This window comes from Bacillus sp. FMQ74 (assembly GCF_001875785.1).
Classification (GTDB): Bacteria; Bacillota; Bacilli; order Bacillales; family Bacillaceae; genus Bacillus; species Bacillus stercoris.
On the sequence record NZ_MOEO01000004.1, the window covers coordinates 127,475 to 147,029 of the forward strand.

The window sequence follows — 19,555 nt, forward strand, 5'->3', positions numbered from 1 at the left end:
TGGACACGCCCCGCTTTTTTAGCCTATGCGTGTCCAAAAAGGGTTAGAACATCTGACTGCTTTCAGCGAATCACTCTTCCTCCGGCGGCTTTCATCAGCCTGTTCATAATAGCAAGACCGACACCTGTGTCCGGAAAGGATTCCGAGATAATAAAATCTACCTTATTCTCATCAAAGCTGCGTAAAGCATCATACAGCCCTGCCGCAACAGTCTCAAGCTGAACCCTTCTTCCGCAGCTCTTCACAAAATCAGCGGAATAAATGCCCGCGTTTTCTTCTGTCGTCAGGACACCGACACGTCTTCCGCCCTGTTGATATTCTTGAATGAGATGCTGAATGCGCTCTGGGCCGCCTTCGCAAATAGCAAGCGGCGCTGTCGGCGCATAATGTGTATATTTCATCCCTGGAGAAATCGGCTTCTCATTTTGATCGCTGAGTCCTTTATCCACAAGGATCGGCCCGATCTCCGCTTCAATTTGTTCTTTTGTAATGCCACCCGGGCGCAGGAGAACAGGGATGTCGCCCGCACATGAAAGCACGGTTGATTCGACTCCGATTCCGGTAGGGCCTCCATCCAAAATACCGGCTATGCGGCCATCCAAGTCGTGAGCCACATGCTCCGCTTTTGTGGGACTGGGCTTGCCTGATAGATTGGCGCTCGGTGCTGCAATCGGCAGTCCCGATTCACGAATCAATGCAAGGGCAAGCGGATGATCCGGCATTCTAATAGCAACCGTTTCAAGACCTGCCGTTACACGAGGTGAAAGCGCACCGGGTTTGCAAGGCAGAATGAGCGTAAGTGCTCCCGGCCAAAACCGCTTCATCAATGTTTTCGCCTTTTCCGGCGCTGGGCCCGTTAAATCCTCAAGCTGGCTGATATCTGCAATGTGGACAATCAAGGGATTATCGCTCGGCCGCCCTTTTGCCTCATATATTTTTTTGACGGCATCCGTATTTTTCGCGTTTGCGCCTAGGCCATATACCGTTTCTGTCGGAAAGGCAACGACCTCATTTTCTCGGAGCAAAGCGGCTGCTTGTGCAATTTGTGGATCATTTGTGGATAACTCGTCAGTTACATCCACAAACCATCTTTTCGTTTTCATTTCTGACCAAACTCCTTATTCACAACAATAAAACGATTGTTTTACGCGTGTAATCCTTTTGAAAGTATAAAAGATGTCCTGTAATAAAACAAGCGTTATCCACAAATTGTGGACAACGCTAATAAAGAAGTGGATAAGTATGTGTATAAACTTCATTTATCCAGACGCTTTTTTCATCAAAACGGCCCCTTCTGTTTGCCGCGATTCACAGAAATGATCAGAAGAAAACAGTTCTTCCGGTACACTTTCAGCTCTTTCAAATCCCATGGCCGTCAGAAAGTCCGCAGAGGAATGCTGATTCGCTACTAGATATACGGTTTTGATCTGATGCTTTTCGCATAGCACCTCCATGCTTTGAAAAAGCGTGACAATATGGCCTTGATGAAGCTTGTCCGATATGACCAGTGACCGCAGCAGCCCTTGGTCACAGCTTATTTTTTCAATACCGAGGCAGCCGGCAATGTTTTTCTCATTGTCCTCCAGCATAAGAAATTGAGTGAAGCCTTCTTTCACGCCTTCATAGCTGGTTTTCGCCTGTTTTAAAAATTCCTCAAGAACATCTCCATCTTTTTCCCTTGCCACCCGCAGTTGATAAAACATCCGTTCACCCCGTTTTTGCGTTCTTTCTTCAAATCTATGAGGCAAATCTATTTTTAGACCAGATGATTAGGAAAAAAGGTCGGAAATCCATTCGACTAAGAAGAATTTCACTTCCGTGCCGTCTTCCTTCTCTTCTTTTTTTGCTTTTTCTGCTTTAGCGGTTACGTCCTCAAGGACTTTTTCTGTCTGCTTTTTTGAGGCTTCTTTATCTTCTTGTTCTTTGACGGCTTCCCCGTTAGAAAAATCGAGAAAGCAGAGGGGCGGGAACAGCACACACCACCAGTTGGCGCCGTCGCCGTTTCCAAGCGTGATCAAAATCGCTTCATACTCACCGGCTGGATAAACCATGTTGCCGTAAAGCTTTGTCGGAAACGAGATTTTGTCAAAATCAACGGATATCGACTGATTCGCTCCTTCTTTCTCCATCGTTTCCTTTGCAATCGCTTTGATTTCAGGCAGCTTTGAACGAATTACACGACGCGCTTCTTCAATAGAAGTAATATCCTTTACCCAAGTTGTGATTTCTTTATTCACCGCGTCTCTTATATGACGTTTTAATTGCTGGTCTTGATCACTATCACTGTTTGCCAATATTCTCAAACGAATCGCCTGATCCGGTATGACCACCGGCTGATTTTCTGATTGCTGTGCCGTCTCTTCTTTCGCCAGCCCTACGAGCGCTCCGGATAATAAAAGAAAGATATATATACAAATGATTACTGTTTTTTTCATCGGTCCCCACCGTTCCTCTCCGTGCTTTATTTCTAGCCCTATTATGGACAAGGAGAGCCTGGGGTAAACGTGCAGGGTGAAAAAAATCTAGCAAGCTGTTAATCTTATTTATGGTACGATAGTGTTTTAGGAGGTTTAAGATGAAATACAATTATACAGTGCTCTTATCAGCATTCACGATGTCGGTTCTTTATTCGGTTATTTATATTCATTCATTTATTATTGCCGCTCTCATCACAATGGCATTTTATTTTCTGTTTCCTTATTTGATCTTCGCACTGCCGCTTCAAATCATGATGAATAAAAAGCCGAAACGGTTCAGCCCTTTGTACCTGCTGTATTACCTTGCCGCTGCTTTTACTGCCAACGCGATCATTTTCGGCGTGCTTCAGCCTTCGGGACAATCTCTGTTTCAAAATACAGCCTTCTATCTTTTCGCTGTATTAACAGCTCTTGTCTATTGGATATGGGACTCTGTTTTACTGCAAAAAAAGGAAGCCTAAGAGGCTTCCTTTTTTATTAAAACAAAACCGTCAGCAAATAACATAGAATGGAAGGTATCGCCGCAACAAAGAAAGCGGCCGCCATTTTCATGCGGGATATACGGCCTTCTTTGGTTTCTGAATGGTAGTTTGCCCGCAGATCGCTTCCGCTTACAGCCAAACCCGATGTGATGATCGCGAGTCCAACTAAAACGAGAGACGCAGCGCCAAAAATCGCTTCATATGAAGGAGCCTGCGGAAAAATGGTGCCAATCATGCTCTCAATCGCGATGAGCAGGATTCCTGCTGTCAGGGCCTTTTTCATGTTTACATCCCCTTTGCTGGTGTTCAACAGCCTGATCCATTCACTCGCCGGCAAGCTGCTTATTTATTTCTATGAATCAGAGCGCATATGGTTCTGTCTTTTCCATTAATATCTTTCAGCACTTCCACTTCCGCTTCCTTAAACGCCTTGAGGATCAGGTCTTTGACCGCCGCCCCCTGTTTCCAGCCGATTTCAAAAACGACAAATACTTTCTCCTTCATGGCAAGCGGGATGTCTTCCATAAACCGCTTATAAAATTTCAGCCCGTCTCCGCCGTCAGTGAGCGCGTGCAGCGGCTCATGAAAACGGACAATTTCTGATAGCTCAGCCATTTCTTCCTCTGAAATATATGGCGGGTTCGAGACAATGATATCTGCTTTTTTTCCCGCCTTAATAAAAGGCTCAAGCAGATCGCCCTGGTAAAAGCCCACATTCGCTCCAAGTTTTTCTGCATTGGCAGAGGCGACTTGCAGCGCCTCTTTCGAAATATCGACTGCTGACACAGAAAAGTTTTGGTTTTCAAGCGCAAGCGTGACGGCTATCGCGCCGCTCCCTGTACCAACGTCAACGACTTCGAGCCGGTCATCTTCAGAAAAGACATTACGATATTTTTCAAGCAAGTGAAGGACAACCTCTTCTGTTTCCGGCCGCGGGATCAGCACATCATCATTCACCATAAATTCCCGCCCGTAAAAAAACTCTTTTCCGATAATGTATTGAACCGGCACGCCCTCTTTATGCATCTCAACGTGACGCGTAAAGCGATACAGTTCGTCTTCGCCAATCGGTTCCTGTAAGCTTGCGAGCAGTTTGCTTCTCTCCATTCCAGTATCATAAAGCAATAGCAGCTCGGCAGCATTTTCTTCTCTTCCCGCTTCGGTTAAATAAGAAGAAGCCCATTTCAGGGCTTCGAATATCGTCTTCATCTTAACCTTCCGACTGCTGAAGCTTGCTTGCCTGATCTTCAACAATCAGCGCTTCAACCACTTCGTCAAGTTTTCCTTCAAGAATCTGATCAAGCTTTTGAATCGTCAAACCGATTCTGTGATCCGTCACACGGTTTTGCGGGAAGTTGTATGTGCGGATACGTTCAGAGCGGTCACCAGATCCGACTGCTGATTTCCGTGTTTGATCATATTCAGCCTGGGCTTCCTGCTGAAATTTATCATAGATTCTGGCACGGAGAACCTTCATTGCTTTTTCTTTGTTCTTAATTTGAGATTTTTCATCCTGGCATGATACAACAACACCTGTCGGCAAGTGAGTCAGACGAACCGCAGACATTGTTGTGTTAACGCTTTGTCCGCCCGGTCCGCTTGAAGCAAACGTATCGACACGAATATCCTTCTCATGGATGTCAACCTCTACCTCTTCTGCCTCAGGAAGACATGCTACTGTTGCAGTGGATGTATGGATGCGTCCGCCTGATTCTGTTTCCGGAACACGCTGTACGCGGTGGGCGCCGTTTTCATATTTGAGTTTAGAATATGCGCCGCTTCCCGTAATCATAAAGATGATCTCTTTGTAGCCGCCTGTTCCGGTTACATTCGCTTCCATGACCTCTGTCTTCCAGCCCTGAAGCTCGGCATAACGGGAATACATTCTGTACAGGTTGCCAGCGAATAAAGCGGCTTCTTCTCCTCCCGCGGCTCCGCGGATCTCCATAATAACGTTTTTATCATCATTAGGATCTTTCGGGATCAAGAGCACTTTCAGCCGTTCTGACAGTGTTTCCGTTTCCTTCTGAAGTTCAGAAATCTCTTCCTTCACCATATCGCGCATCTCAGCGTCCAGCTTCTCTTCAAGCATCGCTTTTGCATCAGCCAGCTGTTCTGACGCATCTCTGTATTGTCTATATACGTCAACTGTTTCTTGTATATCAGATTGCTCTTTTGAATATTCTCTCAGCTTTTTCGGATCGTTGACTACTTCTGGATCGCTTAAAAGCTCATTTAATTTTTCGTATCGTTCTTCGATTGATTTTAAACGGTCTAACACGGTCTTCACCTCTGTTTTCCTGTGCGTAACATTCTCATTATAGTATAGTGATTAACCCCAGTCAAAAGCATTTCAATCCCAGCTTTAAAAGCCTCCTCTGCTATACTGGGAATCGAGGAGGGATATTGTTGCTGAAATCCATACATCATATTGCAATCATATGTTCAGATTACGAAAAATCGAAAGCTTTCTACGTACATAAGCTTGGTTTTCAGGTGATTCAAGAAACGTACCGCGAAGAGCGCGGCTCCTATAAGCTTGATTTGTCGCTTAACGGCTCGTATGCCATTGAGCTGTTCTCGTTTCCCGATCCGCCCAAACGTCAAACCCGGCCTGAAGCGGCAGGCCTGCGCCACCTCGCCTTTACAGTCAGCAGCTTGGATGAGGCGGTTCAGGCGCTTCATGAAAAAGGGATCGAAACAGAGCCAATCAGAACAGATCCGCTGACCGGCAAGCGTTTCACCTTCTTTTTTGATCCTGACCAGCTTCCATTAGAACTGTATGAACAATAATATTTTTTGAAGAAAAAAAGGAGATACCCACTTTCTTTGCCGAATCTTTTCTTGTTTTGTCTAACGGGAAGGGAACCGCACTCTATGGTCGAATACCTAGCTAAAAAGGAGGTATGGGATCATGAATACAAATATGGTAGCAAGTGAGCTCGGCGTCTCCGCAAAAACGGTGCAGCGGTGGGTGAAGCAGCTGAATCTCCCGGCCGAACGCAATGAGCTCGGACATTATTCGTTCACGGCAGAAGACGTGAAGGTTCTCAAATCTGTACAAAAACAAATCTCTGAAGGCACGGCGATTCAGGATATTCATCTGCCGAAAAGCGCTAAAAAGCGCACAGGCTTCCTTGTCCAAAAAACAAATGGCGACACAGAACGAAGAATCGAGCAGCTTGAGCAAAAGCTGGACACCCTTTTACAGCAAAGGCAGGACGAAAACGAACTGATAGCAAGGATTTCGGAGCTGGAACGCCAGCTGAAACAAAAAGCCGATGAAGGAGTATCTTACCAGCTGCTTCAGCACCGCAGAGAAATCGATGATATTCTTGCAGACCTGCAATCAATGGCCTCACAAATGAAAGAATTCACCGCTCAGCCGATCCCCGAGACTGCTGCTGCTTCTGAAAAAACCAAAACAAGAAAAAAACCGTTGCTGTCACTTTTCAAATTTCAAACCTAAAGCAAAAAGCTCCCCGTAAAGGGAGCTTTTTGTTGTTACGCAGTAAGCGCGATAATGATTGGAAGTGAAATCAAAGACAGAATCGCACTGACCACAAACGCAGTCGCAGTTTCTTCTTCTTGTTTCTCGAAACGAGTCGCAATCATGGCTGCAACGGCAGAACCAGGGAATGCAACAAGAAGGATCGCTTTTGTCATTTGGTCAGCTGGAAGTCCGACTGCAAGAGCAATCAGGAACATTAACGCAGGCTGAACCGCAACTTTTAGTAACGCAATACCGATAGCCGGCATACTGAGTTTAATTTTACGAATACCAACGGTAACACCGACAGCAAAGAGAGCAACACCAGATGTTGTGCTTCCAAGCTGATCGAGCATTTTAACACCCAGCTCAGGAAGAGTGAAGTTGAACACCAACACTAAGATCATACTGATTAACGGAGCAGCTGCAAGCGGCTCACAAAGACCATGCAGGATTGATTTTCCTGTCATCTTCCAGAAGCTGTCGCCGCCCTCTTCGTTTTTCTTAGAAGTCTCACCGACAGTAGCGATAATGATCGCGAGCGGATCAAGAATCGCGTTTACCACGATACCTGTGACCGCGATCGGAATCGCAACTTCATTCGCTCCGAATAAGCTTCCCAATACTGGAATACCCATAAATGCGAATGTCGGTTGTGCAGAGTTCAAAGAAAATACAGATGAGTTCGTTAAATCATACTTGAAAATAAATCTGCAAACCAAAAGAATGATGATATAGAAACCAACAATCCCAAGAATTAAGGAAATCATTAATGGAACTTGTGATAAAAATTCACTTCTGGAAGTTGTCAAAATACCAGCGATAAAGTGAGCTGGAAGTGCGTATTTCGTTACTAACGTACTTACCCCTTTTGCCGACTTGGCATCATAACTTCCAAAATGTCCTGCAAACCAACCCAGCACGATAACAAAGAAGATCGGCGCCAGGAGGATTAAGATATCTAAGATGCTCAAAATATTCTCCTCCAAATCCTATGTCCGTATACTTTAGCTTTACAAAAAGCTTTCCCTCGGACGAAAAATTTACTCGCTAATTATTTCGCGATGATTTTTTTGTATTCCGGTGTCCACATTGCATCAAGTACCGCTTGTTTCACATCTTCAGGCTGACGATTTGCCACGCCGTCTTTAATTGCTGCTTCAGCAACGGCAATCGCAACTTGAATAGAAACCTCTTGAAGCTTATCAATGCTTGGAAGCAGCCCTGCTCCAGGTGTTTCGAGATCAACCATTTCAGCAATCGCATCAGCAGTTGCAGCAAACATAGCAGGTGTAATGATACGCGCTTCAGCTACAATTGAACCAAGTCCAAGACCAGGGAACGCGAATGCGTTGTTAGATTGTCCGATTTCATAAGAAACACCGTTGTATTCTACATTGTCAAATGGGCTTCCTGTTGCAATAAGCACTTTTCCGTCAGTCCATTTGAACAGATCTTCAGGAACTGCTTCAGCAAGGTGAGTCGGGTTAGACATCGGCATGATAACCGGACGGTCTACGTGAGATGCCATTTCTTTTACAATTTCCTCTGTGAACGCACCTGAAACCCCTGAAGTACCAATCAAGATCGTTGGTTTCGCTTGGCGAACCACTTCATCGAATGGAATTTGACCTTTTTCATCGCGCTTCCAGTCTTTCACTTCATCCGCATTGCGAAGGTAAGGTTTTTGGAAATCAAGGATGCCTTCGATGTCTTCAGTCAGCAAGCCTCTGTAATCAAGTGTGTAGAAACGTTTGTTAGCTTCTTCTTCAGACAATCCGGCAAGCACCATTGTGTCACGGATTTGGTCAGCAATACCGATACCAGCAGAACCAGCACCGAAAATAACAACACGCTGATCTTTAATAGAAGCGCCTGTTTTCTTCATAGCGGCAAGCACACCAGCAAGTGTAATCGCGCCGGTACCTTGAATATCATCATTAAATGTCAGGATTTCATGATTGTATTTCTTCATGATGTTGCGTGCATTTTTGTTGCCAAGGTCTTCCCAGTGAAGAAGCGCTTTAGGGAAGAATTTCAATGCAGCTTTTACATAGGCCTCAATGAAAGCTTCATAGCGTTCACCTTGAACACGTTCATGCTTGTTACCAATATATAAAGGATCGTTTAGAAGCTTTTCGTTGTTCGTACCGACATCAAGCACAACCGGGATAACACGGCTAGGGTCAATACCAGCTGCAGCAGTGTAAACAGCTAATTTACCGATTGCGATGTTAATACCGCCTACACCCCAGTCACCGATACCGAGAATGCTTTCAGAGTCAGTAGCAACGATAAGATCAATATCGCCTGCTGTCGCGTGAAGGTTTTCAAACGCTTTTTCAATACCGTCAATGTTGTCGATTGACAAGTAGATTCCTTGAGGTCTTCTATATTCATGGCTGTACTCCTGAATCGCTTCACCAACTGTTGGTGTGTACACAACAGGAAGCATTTCGCGAAGATGGTTTTTCAGCAATTTATAGAAAAGAACTTCATTGCGGTTTGCAAGATCACTTAAGTAAACATTTTGACGAAGGCGGTCAGGCTGCGCTTGGAACTGCTCGTACGCGCGTTGTGCTTGTTGATCAAGAGAAAGTACAGTTGGCGGGAGAAGCCCTTCTAAGCCAAGTTCTTGTCTTTCTTCTAGTGAAAAAGCAACGCCTTTATTTAAAGTAGGAATAGATAAAACTTCTTTTCCTCTAAGAGTTGTTTCTAAGTGGCCTTCTTTGGTTTTTTTTATGTTATTCAAGCAAATCTCCTTCTTTCTTGAAATAGTTAACCAAGTTAAGTAATAACCCATCTAAAATATGACCGATCATGATCTTTATGCGACTTTGTGACAATTATTCGAACAATGTCTCAAAACTATTTACATTACGTAAGCTATTGTATGCCTGTCAAAATCAAAATTCAAGGGAAGAAAATTACTTAATTTTTTAATATACTTAATTAAATTTTTTAATTGAATATTATCAGAATATAAAAAAAACACCGGTTTTTTCAGCCGGTGCTTACTATCTTTATACCCATGTTTTGGACTATTTTTTAGACTTTCCTGGGACTTCGTGATGATGTCTGCATCTGGCTTCATACGATTCAGATGCACCTACCAAAATGACCGGATCATCGTAAGAAGCTGGTTTGCCGTCAATGAGGCGCTGTGTTCTGCTCGCCGGTGATCCGCAGACAGAACAAACGGCTTGCAGCTTTGTCACACTTTCTGCAATCGCCATGATATTCGGGACGACGCCGAACGGCTCTCCCCTAAAATCCATATCGAGGCCCGCTGCTATCACACGGTAGCCTTTATCGGCAAGAGATGATAAAACCTCAACAATTTCCTGATCAAAAAACTGCACTTCATCTACCGCAATCACATCTGTACTTTCACTGATGTGATCCCAAATGTCAGCAGCAGACGAAATGGCGTAGCTCGTCATTGATGTTCCATTATGGGAGACAACAGCAGCTTCGCTGTATCGATTATCAATCACAGGCTTAAATACCCTGACTTCCTGCTTGGCGTAAGTCGCTCTCTTCACTCTTCTGATCAGCTCTTCAGATTTCCCCGAGAACATGCTGCCGCAAATCAGCTCAAGCCACCCGCTTTGTTTCATTATGTACATAGGCTTCGCTCCCCTCTCTCTGCCAGCTGTGCTTTAGACAATATAAAAAACAGGCAAGATTGCTTCTTGCCTGTTGAGAAATCTATTATTACTTAAGACCGTATTTTTTGTTAAAGCGATCAACACGACCATCAGCAGAAGCGAATTTTTGACGGCCAGTGTAGAATGGGTGGCATTCAGAGCAAATCTCAACGCGTACCTCTTCTTTTACTGAGCCTGTTTCAAATTCATTTCCGCAAGCGCATTTAACTGTTGCTTTTTTGAAATTAGGATGAATTCCTGCTTTCATTGTATCCATCTCCTTCCGCCCTGAATCCCGTGTGGAAACAGAGTTATTATTTCGGAGCGTTGTCCGAAACGCATATGAGAAAATTATATCAGTGATTTACTCCTTTTGCAAATACAATTTACCTTCTTGCAGATGATAGATTTGCTTGTTTCCATTCTTGATTGAGAATATCGAAAAATTCCTGGTTTGTTTTGGTTTTTTTCATTTTTCTCATGAACTTTTCTGCGAAATCAGGTGAATCAGACATCGTTTTGCGGATCGACCATAGACGATCAAGATGCTCTTTAGGCACAAGCAGCTCTTCTTTGCGCGTTCCTGAACGGCGGATATCGATGGCAGGGAAGATGCGGCGCTCGGCCAGAGAGCGGTCAAGGTGAAGCTCCATGTTTCCCGTTCCCTTGAATTCTTCATAAATGACATCATCCATACGTGAACCTGTATCGACCAGAGCCGTAGCAAGGATGGTTAAGCTGCCGCCCTCTTCGATATTTCTCGCAGCCCCGAAAAAGCGTTTCGGGCGGTGGAACGCAGCTGGGTCAATCCCCCCGGAGAGCGTTCTTCCGCTCGGCGGAATCACTAAGTTGTAGGCGCGGGCAAGCCGAGTGATACTATCCATCAGGATAATGACGTCTTTTTTGTGTTCCACGAGACGCATCGCGCGTTCAAGCACAAGCTCGGCCACTTTGATATGGTTTTCCGGCACTTCATCAAACGTTGAGCTGACGACATCCCCAGCTACAGAACGCTCGATATCGGTTACTTCCTCAGGTCTTTCGTCAATTAAAAGCACGATCAGCTCTGCTTCAGGCTGGTTCGCTGTAATGCTGTTGGCAATTTCCTTCAGCAGCATCGTTTTTCCGGCTTTCGGCGGCGCAACAATCAATCCACGCTGTCCAAATCCGACCGGCGCCATCATGTCCATAATTCTTGTAGACAAGAAGTTCGGCTTTGTTTCAAGCACCATTTGGCGATCTGGATAAAGTGGCGTAAGAGCAGGGAAATGCACACGCTCTTTTGCTGATTCGGGATCATCCCCGTTCACTGCTTCAACGTGCAAAAGTCCATAATAACGCTCATTTTCTTTTGGCGGGCGAACTTTGCCGGATACTTTGTCTCCGTTCCGCAAATCGAAACGGCGGATTTGTGAAGCTGAGATGTAAATATCTTCTGAGCTTGGAGAGTAGTTGATCGGTCTCAGGAAGCCGAAACCTTCAGACTGGATGATCTCAAGAACGCCTTCCATAAACAGCAGATCTTCCTGTTCTGCATTCGCTTTCAGAATGGCGAAAATGAGTTCTTTTTTTGTCAGTTTACTGTAATAGGAGATTTTATAATGTCTTGCAAGTTCATAAAGCTCTTTCAATTTCATATTTTCCAAAGAGGAAATAGATACGTCTTTCATAAAAACACCACGCTTTTCATAGTCAATATCTTACTCTGAACATGTCATCTGCTGCTTTTGCACAACATCCGCCAAAGCACATTCTTTTTTTAACATAAAGGAACTTCTATCGGTAACACTTCCACCCATGATCGGCGCTTTTGTTAAAAGGATTGTCTTAATGAGTTTTGAAGGAAGCGAGGACAAAAACATGAGAAGATCAATACTTATATCGTCTGTATGCGGTAGAAATTGAAACTTTCCTAGTGCTTAAAAGAAGGTATTACGCAGTAAAATTCGCAGCACTCTTTATTTTTACCTTATTTCAAAAAATTATTCAACTGAAACAAGGTTTTGACACGGAATTGATAGAGTTGACGCTTTTCTGCAAAAGAAAAGCGGGCTTACACCCGCTTTTTCTGTTTATTATGGACGGATTACAAGATTTGGTTTCTTTTTCAAGCTGTGTCTGCCGTCAACGAAACGGACAGTGCCTGATTTTGCACGGATAACTAAGCTTTCAGTTGTACCGACAGAGCCTTTAAATTGAACTCCTTTTAACAGCTCGCCGTCAGTAACCCCTGTAGCTGCAAAAATCGCGTCATCACCCTTCACAAGGTCTTCCATGCGAAGGACTTTGCTTAAATCAAGGCCCATTTTGTGACAGCGTGTGATTTCTTCTTCGTTTTGCGGAAGAAGTTTACCAATAATTTCTCCGCCGAGCGCTTTTAACGCGACAGCGGATAGCACACCCTCAGGAGCGCCGCCTGATCCGAACAGGATGTCAACGCCCGTGTGGTCGAAAGCCGTGTTGATGGCGCCTGCGACATCGCCGTCATTGATCAATTTGATTCTGGCGCCGGCCTCACGAAGCTCGGAAATGATTTTTGCGTGTCTTTCACGGTTTAAAATGGTGGCAACGACGTCCTCAACGTCCTTGTTTTTCGCTTTTGCCACCGCTTTAAGGTTGTCAATGACAGGTGCTTCGATGTCAATGCAGCCCACCGCCTCCGGACCGACTGCAATTTTTTGCATATACATGTCAGGGGCATTCAAAAGCGTGCCATGGTCTGCGACCGCGATAACCGTCAGCGCGTTCCAGCCGCCGCTTGCTAAGATGTTTGTGCCTTCAAGAGGGTCAACTGCGACATCAACGCGCGGGCCGTACCCATTTCCGAGTTTTTCCCCGATATACAGCATTGGCGCTTCGTCCATTTCTCCCTCACCGATTACAACGGTCCCTTTCATCGGCACTGTATCAAAAACGTCTCTCATTGCACTTGTTGCCGCTTCATCAGCCTCGTCCTTTTTTCCCCGGCCCATCCATCTCGCAGATGCTAATGCGGCAGCTTCGGTTACACGTACCAATTCCATTGATAAACTTCTTTCCATTTCAACACGATCTCCTCTCACAAGAAACCATTATGAATTTTGAAGCTGTTCTATTTCTTCGTCTGTCATTCTTTCACGCCAAATTGTCGCTCCAAGCCCCTCAAGCTTCTTCTCAAGGCTGCTGTAGCCGCGGTCAATATGCTCCAGTCCCGTAATTTCCGTAACGCCGTCAGCCATCAGTCCGGCTACCACCAAGCAGGCTCCGGCACGAAGATCGCTCGCCTTCACTTTTGCGCCTTGAAGCTCGACAGGACCTGTGATGATGGCGGATCTGCCTTCCACTTTCATATTGGCACCCATCCGTCTCAGCTCATCAATGTGCTTGAATCTTGCCGAGTAGATGGTGTCTGTAACGACGCTTGTCCCTTTTGCCCTTGTCAGAAGCGCCGTCATCGGCTGCTGTAAATCAGTCGGAAACCCTGGATATACGAGGGTTTTGACGTCAACCGGCTTTAAGTTCTTCTGCCCGCCGACAATAAGAAGCTGGTCGTCGCTTGTTTCGATATGATAGCCCATTTCTCTCAGCTTTGCCGTTAACGACTCAAGATGAGTGGGAATGACGTTATCGATAATGACTTCCTTGCCCATTGCAGCACCCGCAATCATAAATGTCCCGGCCTCAATTCTGTCCGGTATAATCGTATGCTTGCAGCCGTGCAGTTCCTGAACGCCGTCGATTCGGATCACATTGGTGCCCGCACCTTTGATTTTGGCGCCCATGCTGGTAAGCAATGTCGCGACGTCAATGATCTCAGGCTCTTTGGCAGCGTTTTCGATGATCGTTTTCCCTTCTGCCAAAACAGCGGCGAGCATAATGTTAATCGTTGCTCCTACGCTTACGACATCTAAATAAATCCGTGCGCCTCTCAGCCTTTCAGCTCGCAAATAAATGGCGCCTTGTTCATTGGTTACTTCAGCTCCGAGCGCCTCAAAGCCTTTGATATGCTGATCAATCGGGCGGGGCCCTAAGTGACAGCCGCCAGGCAATCCAATGACTGCCTGCTTGAAGCGGCCCAGCATCGCCCCCATTAAATAATACGACGCGCGAAGCTTTTTTACTTTCCCGTTAGGAAGCGGCATGCTGATCATCGACGTAGGGTCAACAACCATTTCCCCATTCTCAAAATGCACGTTGCCGCCGATTTCCTTCAACAGGTCACGCAGCGTTTCAATATCTGAAATCTCTGGAAGCCCTTCAATTGTCACCTCGGAATTTGCCAAAATGGTTGCAGGTATTAACGCAACAGCGCTGTTTTTAGCGCCACTGATATGTACTGTACCGTTTAACGAGTCACCGCCGGCAATATTCAACTTTTCCATGATAGTCTCCTTCCATAAGAAGATAGCTGCGGAGCTAAATAAAATGTCATTTTATTCTGTCTCTGCAAATAAAGCTCATGTCCAAAATCTAGCCAATTCGAAGAGAAAGAATACAACACATTGTAAAATATCAGGAAGAAAATAGCGAAGCTTTGCGGGGCACAGGTTTCAAAAGTTGCACAGAGACCCGCCGGCTCAAGAGACATCGTCTTCATCCGGCAAAAGCAGTACGCAAACCCTTCATTCCGATATCAGCTTCTGCAGCCCAATGATTCCTTCTCTGTAAAGCGGCGTCAGCATCTGAAGGTCCGCTGTATCAGGTCGGTGAAAAATAAAGGCCGCGGCAAACAGGCATAAAGCTGTTTGCCGCCCCTTTCATTATTTGTTCCAGTCTGCCAGGAATTGTTCGATTCCTTTGTCTGTTAACGGGTGTTTAGTGAGCGCATGAATGACTTTCAGCGGCATTGTGCCGATGTGAGCCCCTCTTAAAGCGGCTTCTGTCACGTGCTGCGGATGGCGGATAGACGCTGCAATGATTTGCGTGTCAAGTCCGTGAATGTCAAAAATCTGTTTAACATCTGAAATCAGGTCAAGCCCGTTGTGGCCGATGTCATCTAAACGTCCCAGGAATGGAGATACATACGTTGCCCCCGCTCTGGCAGCAAGAAGCGCCTGGTTGGCATTGAAGATCAATGTAACGTTTGTTTTGATGCCTAAGTCAGTAAGTGCTCTTACGGCTTTTAAACCGTCAGACGTCATTGGAATTTTGACCGTAATGTTCGGAGCGATTTTCGCCAGTTCTTTTCCTTCCTCGATCATTTCCTCAGCTTTCAAAGAAATAACCTCTGCGCTTACAGACCCTTTCACGACGTCTGTGATCTCGCGAAGACGGTCGTGGAATGATACGTTAGCTTCCTTCGCTACTAAACTAGGGTTCGTCGTTACACCTGCGAGAATTCCTAATTCATTCGCTTCTTTAATTTCATCGATATTGGCTGTATCAACAAAGAATAACATTTTCAAAAAGCCTCCCTAATTAAGAAATTTTCTGAACTGTGAAATATGATTGCGCTTTCTATAGATAGACGGAAAACCGCCTGTCAAGCTGTCAGGCGGCTATAAAAAGTTCCAATTGAATTAAGCTTGGTTTGAAGAACCAAATTCACGCATTTTACCGATAACTGTTTCTTTGATTGCTTCACGAGCTGGTCCAAGGTATTTACGTGGATCGTACTCGTCAGGCTTAGCTGCCAATGTTTCGCGAACAGCTTTTGCAGAAGAAATTTGGTTTTCAGTATTCACGTTGATTTTAGCTGTACCAAGTGAAATTGCTTTTTTGATGTCAGCAGTCGGAATTCCAGTACCGCCGTGAAGAACTAATGGAAGGCCAGTTGTTTTGCCGATCTCTTCCATTTCTTTGAAACCAAGGTTTGGTTCGCCTTTGTAAGGACCGTGAACAGAACCTAATGCAGGTGCAAGGCAGTCGATGCCAGTGCGCTCAACAAGCTCTTGGCACTCTTTAGGGTCAGCGTAGATTACGCCTTCAGCGATAACGTCATCTTCTTGTCCGCCGACTGTTCCAAGCTCAGCTTCTACAGATACTCCGTGGAAATGAGCAAGCTCAACAACTTTAGAAGTTGTTTCAACGTTTTCTTCAAATGGATGGTGAGAAGCGTCGATCATTACAGATGTGAAACCTGCATGAATCGCTTTCGCACAAGATTCAAAGCTTGAACCGTGGTCTAAGTGAATCGCAACAGGAACTGTCACTTTGTACTCTTCCATAAGTGCTTTTACCATAGCAACGACTGTTTTGAAGCCGCCCATGTAGCGTCCCGCACCTTCGGAAACACCAAGGATCACTGGAGATTTTTCTTCTTCAGCTGCTTGTAAAATCGCTTGAGTAAACTCAAGGTTGTTTAAGTTAAATTGTCCTACAGCGTACCCTTTTTCTTTAGCTGTATTCAACATTTCCGTCATAGAAACTAAAGGCATGTCGAATGTCCTCCTTATGTAGCCTGATTGTCTTCTAGCGAAAAAAGCTTTCCACCCTAGCATGACCCATATATTGCTGTCATATGTAAATACTCAGATCGCTTTTTCTCCATAACTAGGATACCAACTTTTCGACAAATCGGCAACACAATGACATCATTCATTTGTTTCTTCTTTTTGTCAGTTAGACTTCAGGGGCAGATATTTTTTGACGGCGTCTCTGATTTCGTCGATGTCAAACGGCTTTGCAAAGTGCGTCAGAGCGCCCAATTCCTTTGATTCCTGGATCATGTCGAGCTCTCCGTATGCCGTCATGATAATGACCCGGATGTTTTCGTCAATGACCTTCATCCGTTTTAGGATTTCGATTCCGTCCATGCCGGGAATTTTCATGTCTAAAAGCACAAGGTCAGGCCGTTCTTTTGTCACAATGTCAAGCGCCTGCAGGCCGTTCGCAGCCTGAAACGTCTGGTAGCCTTCTTTATTGAACACTTCATTAAGCAAAATACGAATGCCGTATTGATCATCAACGATTAAAATTTTTTCATTCATCATTTTACACCCCAATATTATGATTTTCGTCAAAAGTAAGCAGTAGTGTATGTATTCTGTTTGATTTTCCTATTTCCTTTAATTATAATAGTCTACTTTACGACATTTTCTGAGCATTTTCTCTTTTGTTGTATACTGATATTGTACGTTATAAAGGAGGATTCACTTATGTTGAAAATATTCACGACGCAGTTAACAGGTATTTTTTCCCGCATTCAGGATAAGGAATCTGACGCGATTGAAGATGGGGCGCGGCTGCTTGCTCAAGCGGTGATCAGCGGGCATTCCATTTATTTATACGGAGCGAACGAGCTTCAGGGCGTCTTTTTTGAGGCCACTGAAAGCAAAGAACCCTTTCCATCTGTCAAAGCCTTTCCAGAAAGCGCTGAGGAAGTGACAGAAAGCGACAGGGTGCTGATGTTTTGCTCAGGGACGGGAACAACCGAAGAACAGGCGCTCGCAAAAGAGCTGTATGAAAAAGGCGCGGGAATCGTATGCGTATCGCCCTCAGCCAAAGATAGCGCAGGAATAGAACAGTATTGTGATGTGCATATTGATTCTAAATTAAAAATGCCGCTTGTTCCCGATGAAGACGGCACCCGTTATGGATTTCCCTCTTTAATGACAGCACTGTATGTCTATCACGCTTTATCGTTTACACTAAAAGAAATTCTGCAAGAATATGCATAATATCTTATTGTACATGCTGGATCTTGCCGGAAACAAATAAAAAAGACTTGCCCGCTTTTGACAAACGGCAAGTCTTTTTTTGTTACTTCTGATTTGCAGCTTCGACAGACGCTCCGATAAAGCCTTTGAATAGAGGCTGAGGTCTTGTCGGTCTTGACTTGAACTCTGGGTGGAACTGAGAAGCCACGAACCAAGGGTGGTCTTTCAGCTCGATGATTTCAACAAGGCGGCCGTCAGGGCTTGTGCCTGAGAATACGAAGCCTTGCTCTTCCATTTGCTGTCTGAATTCATTGTTAAACTCATAGCGATGGCGGTGGCGCTCGTACACCACTTCATCCTGATACACTTCAAAGGCTTTCGTGCCTTCTTCAAGCTTACAAGGGTAAAGGCCGAGACGAAGCGTTCCTCCTAGATCCTCAACATCCTTCTGTTCAGGAAGAAGGTCAATGATCGGGTATTGAGTTGACGGATCAATTTCCGCTGAGTGAGCGCCTTTTAAGCCCAATACGTTTCGTGCGTATTCAATAGACGCCACCTGCATGCCCAAGCAAATGCCCAAGAACGGAATCTTGTTTTCACGCGCGTATTTTGTTGCAACGATTTTGCCTTCAACACCGCGGTCTCCAAATCCGCCCGGCACAATAATGCCGTCTGTTCCGCTTGTGAGTTCTGCGATATTGTTTTCTGTCACTTCTTCCGCGTTGATCCATTTCACTTTTACATCTGTGTCAAACGCATAGCCCGCATGACGGAGGGACTCGACAACAGAAATGTATGCGTCAGGAAGCTCAACATATTTGCCGACAAGGCCGATTGTAATCGTTTGAGACAGGTTGCTGACTTTGTTAACAAGCTCTTTCCACTCGGACATTTCCGCTTCTTTGCATGCCAATTTCATGTGCTCGCAAACAAGCTTATCAAGCCCTTGTTTTTGAAGCTCAAGCGGAATGGAGTAGAGGTTGTCCGCATCTTCACATTCAATAACCGCTTTTGTATCGATGTCGCAGAATAGCGCGATTTTATCTTTCATATCTTGAGAAATCGGCATTTCTGTACGAACGACGATGATGTTTGGCTGAATGCCCAAGCTGCGCAATTCTTTTACGCTGTGCTGTGTCGGTTTTGTTTTTAATTCCCCAGCAGCTTTAATGTAAGGTACAAGCGTACAGTGGATGTACATTACATTTTCACGGCCGATGTCGCTCTTCATTTGGCGGATTGCTTCAAGGAATGGCAGTGATTCAATGTCTCCGACAGTACCGCCGATTTCTGTAATAACGACATCTGCGTTTGTCTCTTTCCCTGCGCGGTAAACACGGTCTTTCAATTCGTTTGTGATGTGCGGGATGACCTGTACGGTTCCGCCAAGGTAATCTCCGCGGCGTTCTTTTTTAAGAACTGTTGAATAGATTTTACCTGTTGTCACGTTGCTGAATTTATTCAGGTTAATGTCGATAAAACGCTCATAGTGACCAAGGTCCAAGTCTGTTTCAGCGCCGTCATCCGTTACGAATACTTCACCGTGCTGGTACGGGCTCATTGTTCCCGGGTCAACGTTGATGTATGGATCGAATTTTTGAATCGTCACGTTCAGTCCGCGGTTTTTCAGCAAACGTCCTAATGAAGCTGCTACAATACCCTTTCCAAGTGAGGATACAACTCCCCCGGTTACAAAAATATATTTCGTCATTTCGTTTGCTCCTCTCTTCGCTCTTAGCTACATTTTTAAAATGTACTATTTTATAAAAAATCATTTAGCCTTTTAAATGATTTATAAGAAAAATGAGGGGTGAAAATAAGAAAGCTCCCTTTCAATTTCTTGAAAGGGAGCATAACGTACTATGTTCTCTCTTCGTTT

General features: G+C 45.0%; 22 protein-coding genes. 4 read left to right on the top strand and 18 right to left on the bottom strand.

Annotated features, from left to right (window positions below):
- Positions 1–62: 62 nt before the first annotated feature.
- The 3 genes from BLL41_RS09620 to spoIIR all read right to left on the bottom strand — a co-directional run bounded on the left by BLL41_RS09620 (position 63) and on the right by spoIIR (position 2,435).
- Complete coding sequence (locus BLL41_RS09620; RefSeq protein ID WP_071577665.1) at positions 63–1,103, bottom strand: L-threonylcarbamoyladenylate synthase; 1,041 nt, start codon at positions 1,101–1,103, stop codon at positions 63–65.
- A gap of 156 nt (positions 1,104–1,259) precedes the next feature.
- On the bottom strand, positions 1,260–1,703 hold the full coding sequence (locus BLL41_RS09625; RefSeq protein ID WP_071577666.1) for a GNAT family N-acetyltransferase: 444 nt from the start codon (positions 1,701–1,703) through the stop codon (positions 1,260–1,262).
- Positions 1,704–1,769: 66 nt separating this feature from the next.
- Positions 1,770–2,435: a stage II sporulation protein R gene (spoIIR, locus tag BLL41_RS09630; RefSeq protein ID WP_071577667.1), complete on the bottom strand. Its 666-nt coding sequence runs from the start codon at positions 2,433–2,435 to the stop codon at positions 1,770–1,772.
- Positions 2,436–2,575: 140 nt separating this feature from the next.
- Between spoIIR and BLL41_RS09635 the strand changes: the two genes are divergently transcribed.
- Positions 2,576–2,938, top strand: a complete 363-nt coding sequence (locus BLL41_RS09635) for a UPF0715 family protein (RefSeq protein ID WP_071577668.1) — start codon at positions 2,576–2,578, stop codon at positions 2,936–2,938.
- A gap of 16 nt (positions 2,939–2,954) precedes the next feature.
- On the opposite strand, the gene BLL41_RS09640 is transcribed toward BLL41_RS09635, so the two are convergent.
- The 3 genes from BLL41_RS09640 to prfA are packed head-to-tail and all read right to left on the bottom strand — an operon-like array spanning position 2,955 to position 5,240.
- On the bottom strand, positions 2,955–3,242 hold the full coding sequence (locus BLL41_RS09640) for a DUF5316 family protein (RefSeq protein ID WP_071577669.1): 288 nt from the start codon (positions 3,240–3,242) through the stop codon (positions 2,955–2,957).
- 59 nt (positions 3,243–3,301) lie between these two features.
- Positions 3,302–4,168 (bottom strand): peptide chain release factor N(5)-glutamine methyltransferase, encoded by an 867-nt coding sequence (prmC, locus tag BLL41_RS09645; RefSeq protein WP_071577670.1) that lies wholly within the window; start codon positions 4,166–4,168, stop codon positions 3,302–3,304.
- A gap of 1 nt (position 4,169) precedes the next feature.
- Positions 4,170–5,240 (bottom strand): peptide chain release factor 1, encoded by a 1,071-nt coding sequence (gene prfA / locus BLL41_RS09650; RefSeq protein WP_003227645.1) that lies wholly within the window; start codon positions 5,238–5,240, stop codon positions 4,170–4,172.
- A 125-nt stretch (positions 5,241–5,365) separates the two neighbouring features.
- Here prfA and gloA2 point away from each other — a divergent pair, with 125 nt between their 5' ends.
- Both gloA2 and racA read left to right on the top strand, forming a co-directional pair.
- Positions 5,366–5,752 carry an SMU1112c/YaeR family gloxylase I-like metalloprotein gene (gloA2, locus tag BLL41_RS09655; RefSeq protein WP_083427979.1) on the top strand — a complete coding sequence of 129 codons (387 nt, stop codon included), beginning with the start codon at positions 5,366–5,368 and terminating at the stop codon, positions 5,750–5,752.
- A gap of 121 nt (positions 5,753–5,873) precedes the next feature.
- The gene (gene racA, locus BLL41_RS09660; RefSeq protein WP_071577672.1) at positions 5,874–6,428 is read left to right on the top strand and encodes a chromosome-anchoring protein RacA; all 555 of its coding nucleotides are present in this window, start codon (positions 5,874–5,876) and stop codon (positions 6,426–6,428) included.
- Between the two features lie 35 nt (positions 6,429–6,463).
- Here the strand turns inward: racA and BLL41_RS09665 are convergent, their stop codons facing one another.
- The 11 genes from BLL41_RS09665 to spo0F all read right to left on the bottom strand — a co-directional run bounded on the left by BLL41_RS09665 (position 6,464) and on the right by spo0F (position 17,010).
- Positions 6,464–7,423 (bottom strand): AEC family transporter, encoded by a 960-nt coding sequence (locus BLL41_RS09665; RefSeq protein WP_071577673.1) that lies wholly within the window; start codon positions 7,421–7,423, stop codon positions 6,464–6,466.
- 80 nt (positions 7,424–7,503) lie between these two features.
- A complete protein-coding gene (gene malS / locus BLL41_RS09670) occupies positions 7,504–9,201 on the bottom strand; it encodes an oxaloacetate-decarboxylating malate dehydrogenase (RefSeq protein ID WP_071577674.1) in 1,698 nt (565 codons plus the stop codon).
- 289 nt (positions 9,202–9,490) lie between these two features.
- A complete protein-coding gene (locus tag BLL41_RS09675; RefSeq protein WP_014478269.1) occupies positions 9,491–10,078 on the bottom strand; it encodes a thymidine kinase in 588 nt (195 codons plus the stop codon).
- Between the two features lie 88 nt (positions 10,079–10,166).
- Complete coding sequence (gene rpmE, locus BLL41_RS09680; RefSeq protein ID WP_003151132.1) at positions 10,167–10,367, bottom strand: 50S ribosomal protein L31; 201 nt, start codon at positions 10,365–10,367, stop codon at positions 10,167–10,169.
- A 118-nt stretch (positions 10,368–10,485) separates the two neighbouring features.
- Positions 10,486–11,769, bottom strand: a complete 1,284-nt coding sequence (rho, locus tag BLL41_RS09685; protein ID WP_003221939.1) for a transcription termination factor Rho — start codon at positions 11,767–11,769, stop codon at positions 10,486–10,488.
- Between the two features lie 30 nt (positions 11,770–11,799).
- On the bottom strand, positions 11,800–11,961 hold the full coding sequence (locus BLL41_RS22585) for a hypothetical protein (RefSeq protein ID WP_003227632.1): 162 nt from the start codon (positions 11,959–11,961) through the stop codon (positions 11,800–11,802).
- Between the two features lie 213 nt (positions 11,962–12,174).
- Positions 12,175–13,140 carry a class II fructose-bisphosphatase gene (glpX, locus tag BLL41_RS09695; protein ID WP_071577675.1) on the bottom strand — a complete coding sequence of 322 codons (966 nt, stop codon included), beginning with the start codon at positions 13,138–13,140 and terminating at the stop codon, positions 12,175–12,177.
- A 30-nt stretch (positions 13,141–13,170) separates the two neighbouring features.
- On the bottom strand, positions 13,171–14,460 hold the full coding sequence (locus BLL41_RS09700) for a UDP-N-acetylglucosamine 1-carboxyvinyltransferase (protein ID WP_014665738.1): 1,290 nt from the start codon (positions 14,458–14,460) through the stop codon (positions 13,171–13,173).
- A 378-nt stretch (positions 14,461–14,838) separates the two neighbouring features.
- Positions 14,839–15,477 carry a fructose-6-phosphate aldolase gene (gene fsa / locus BLL41_RS09705; RefSeq protein ID WP_071577676.1) on the bottom strand — a complete coding sequence of 213 codons (639 nt, stop codon included), beginning with the start codon at positions 15,475–15,477 and terminating at the stop codon, positions 14,839–14,841.
- 120 nt (positions 15,478–15,597) lie between these two features.
- Positions 15,598–16,455: a class II fructose-bisphosphate aldolase gene (locus BLL41_RS09710; protein ID WP_071577677.1), complete on the bottom strand. Its 858-nt coding sequence runs from the start codon at positions 16,453–16,455 to the stop codon at positions 15,598–15,600.
- Positions 16,456–16,635: 180 nt separating this feature from the next.
- A complete protein-coding gene (spo0F, locus tag BLL41_RS09715) occupies positions 16,636–17,010 on the bottom strand; it encodes a sporulation initiation phosphotransferase Spo0F (protein ID WP_003227621.1) in 375 nt (124 codons plus the stop codon).
- Positions 17,011–17,175: 165 nt separating this feature from the next.
- Between spo0F and BLL41_RS09720 the strand changes: the two genes are divergently transcribed.
- Positions 17,176–17,697, top strand: a complete 522-nt coding sequence (locus BLL41_RS09720; protein ID WP_071577678.1) for a DUF2529 domain-containing protein — start codon at positions 17,176–17,178, stop codon at positions 17,695–17,697.
- A gap of 82 nt (positions 17,698–17,779) precedes the next feature.
- Here BLL41_RS09720 and pyrG read toward each other — a convergent pair whose 3' ends face one another.
- Positions 17,780–19,387, bottom strand: coding sequence for a glutamine hydrolyzing CTP synthase (pyrG, locus tag BLL41_RS09725; RefSeq protein ID WP_071577679.1), 1,608 nt, complete (start codon positions 19,385–19,387; stop codon positions 17,780–17,782).
- Positions 19,388–19,555 lie beyond the last annotated feature (168 nt).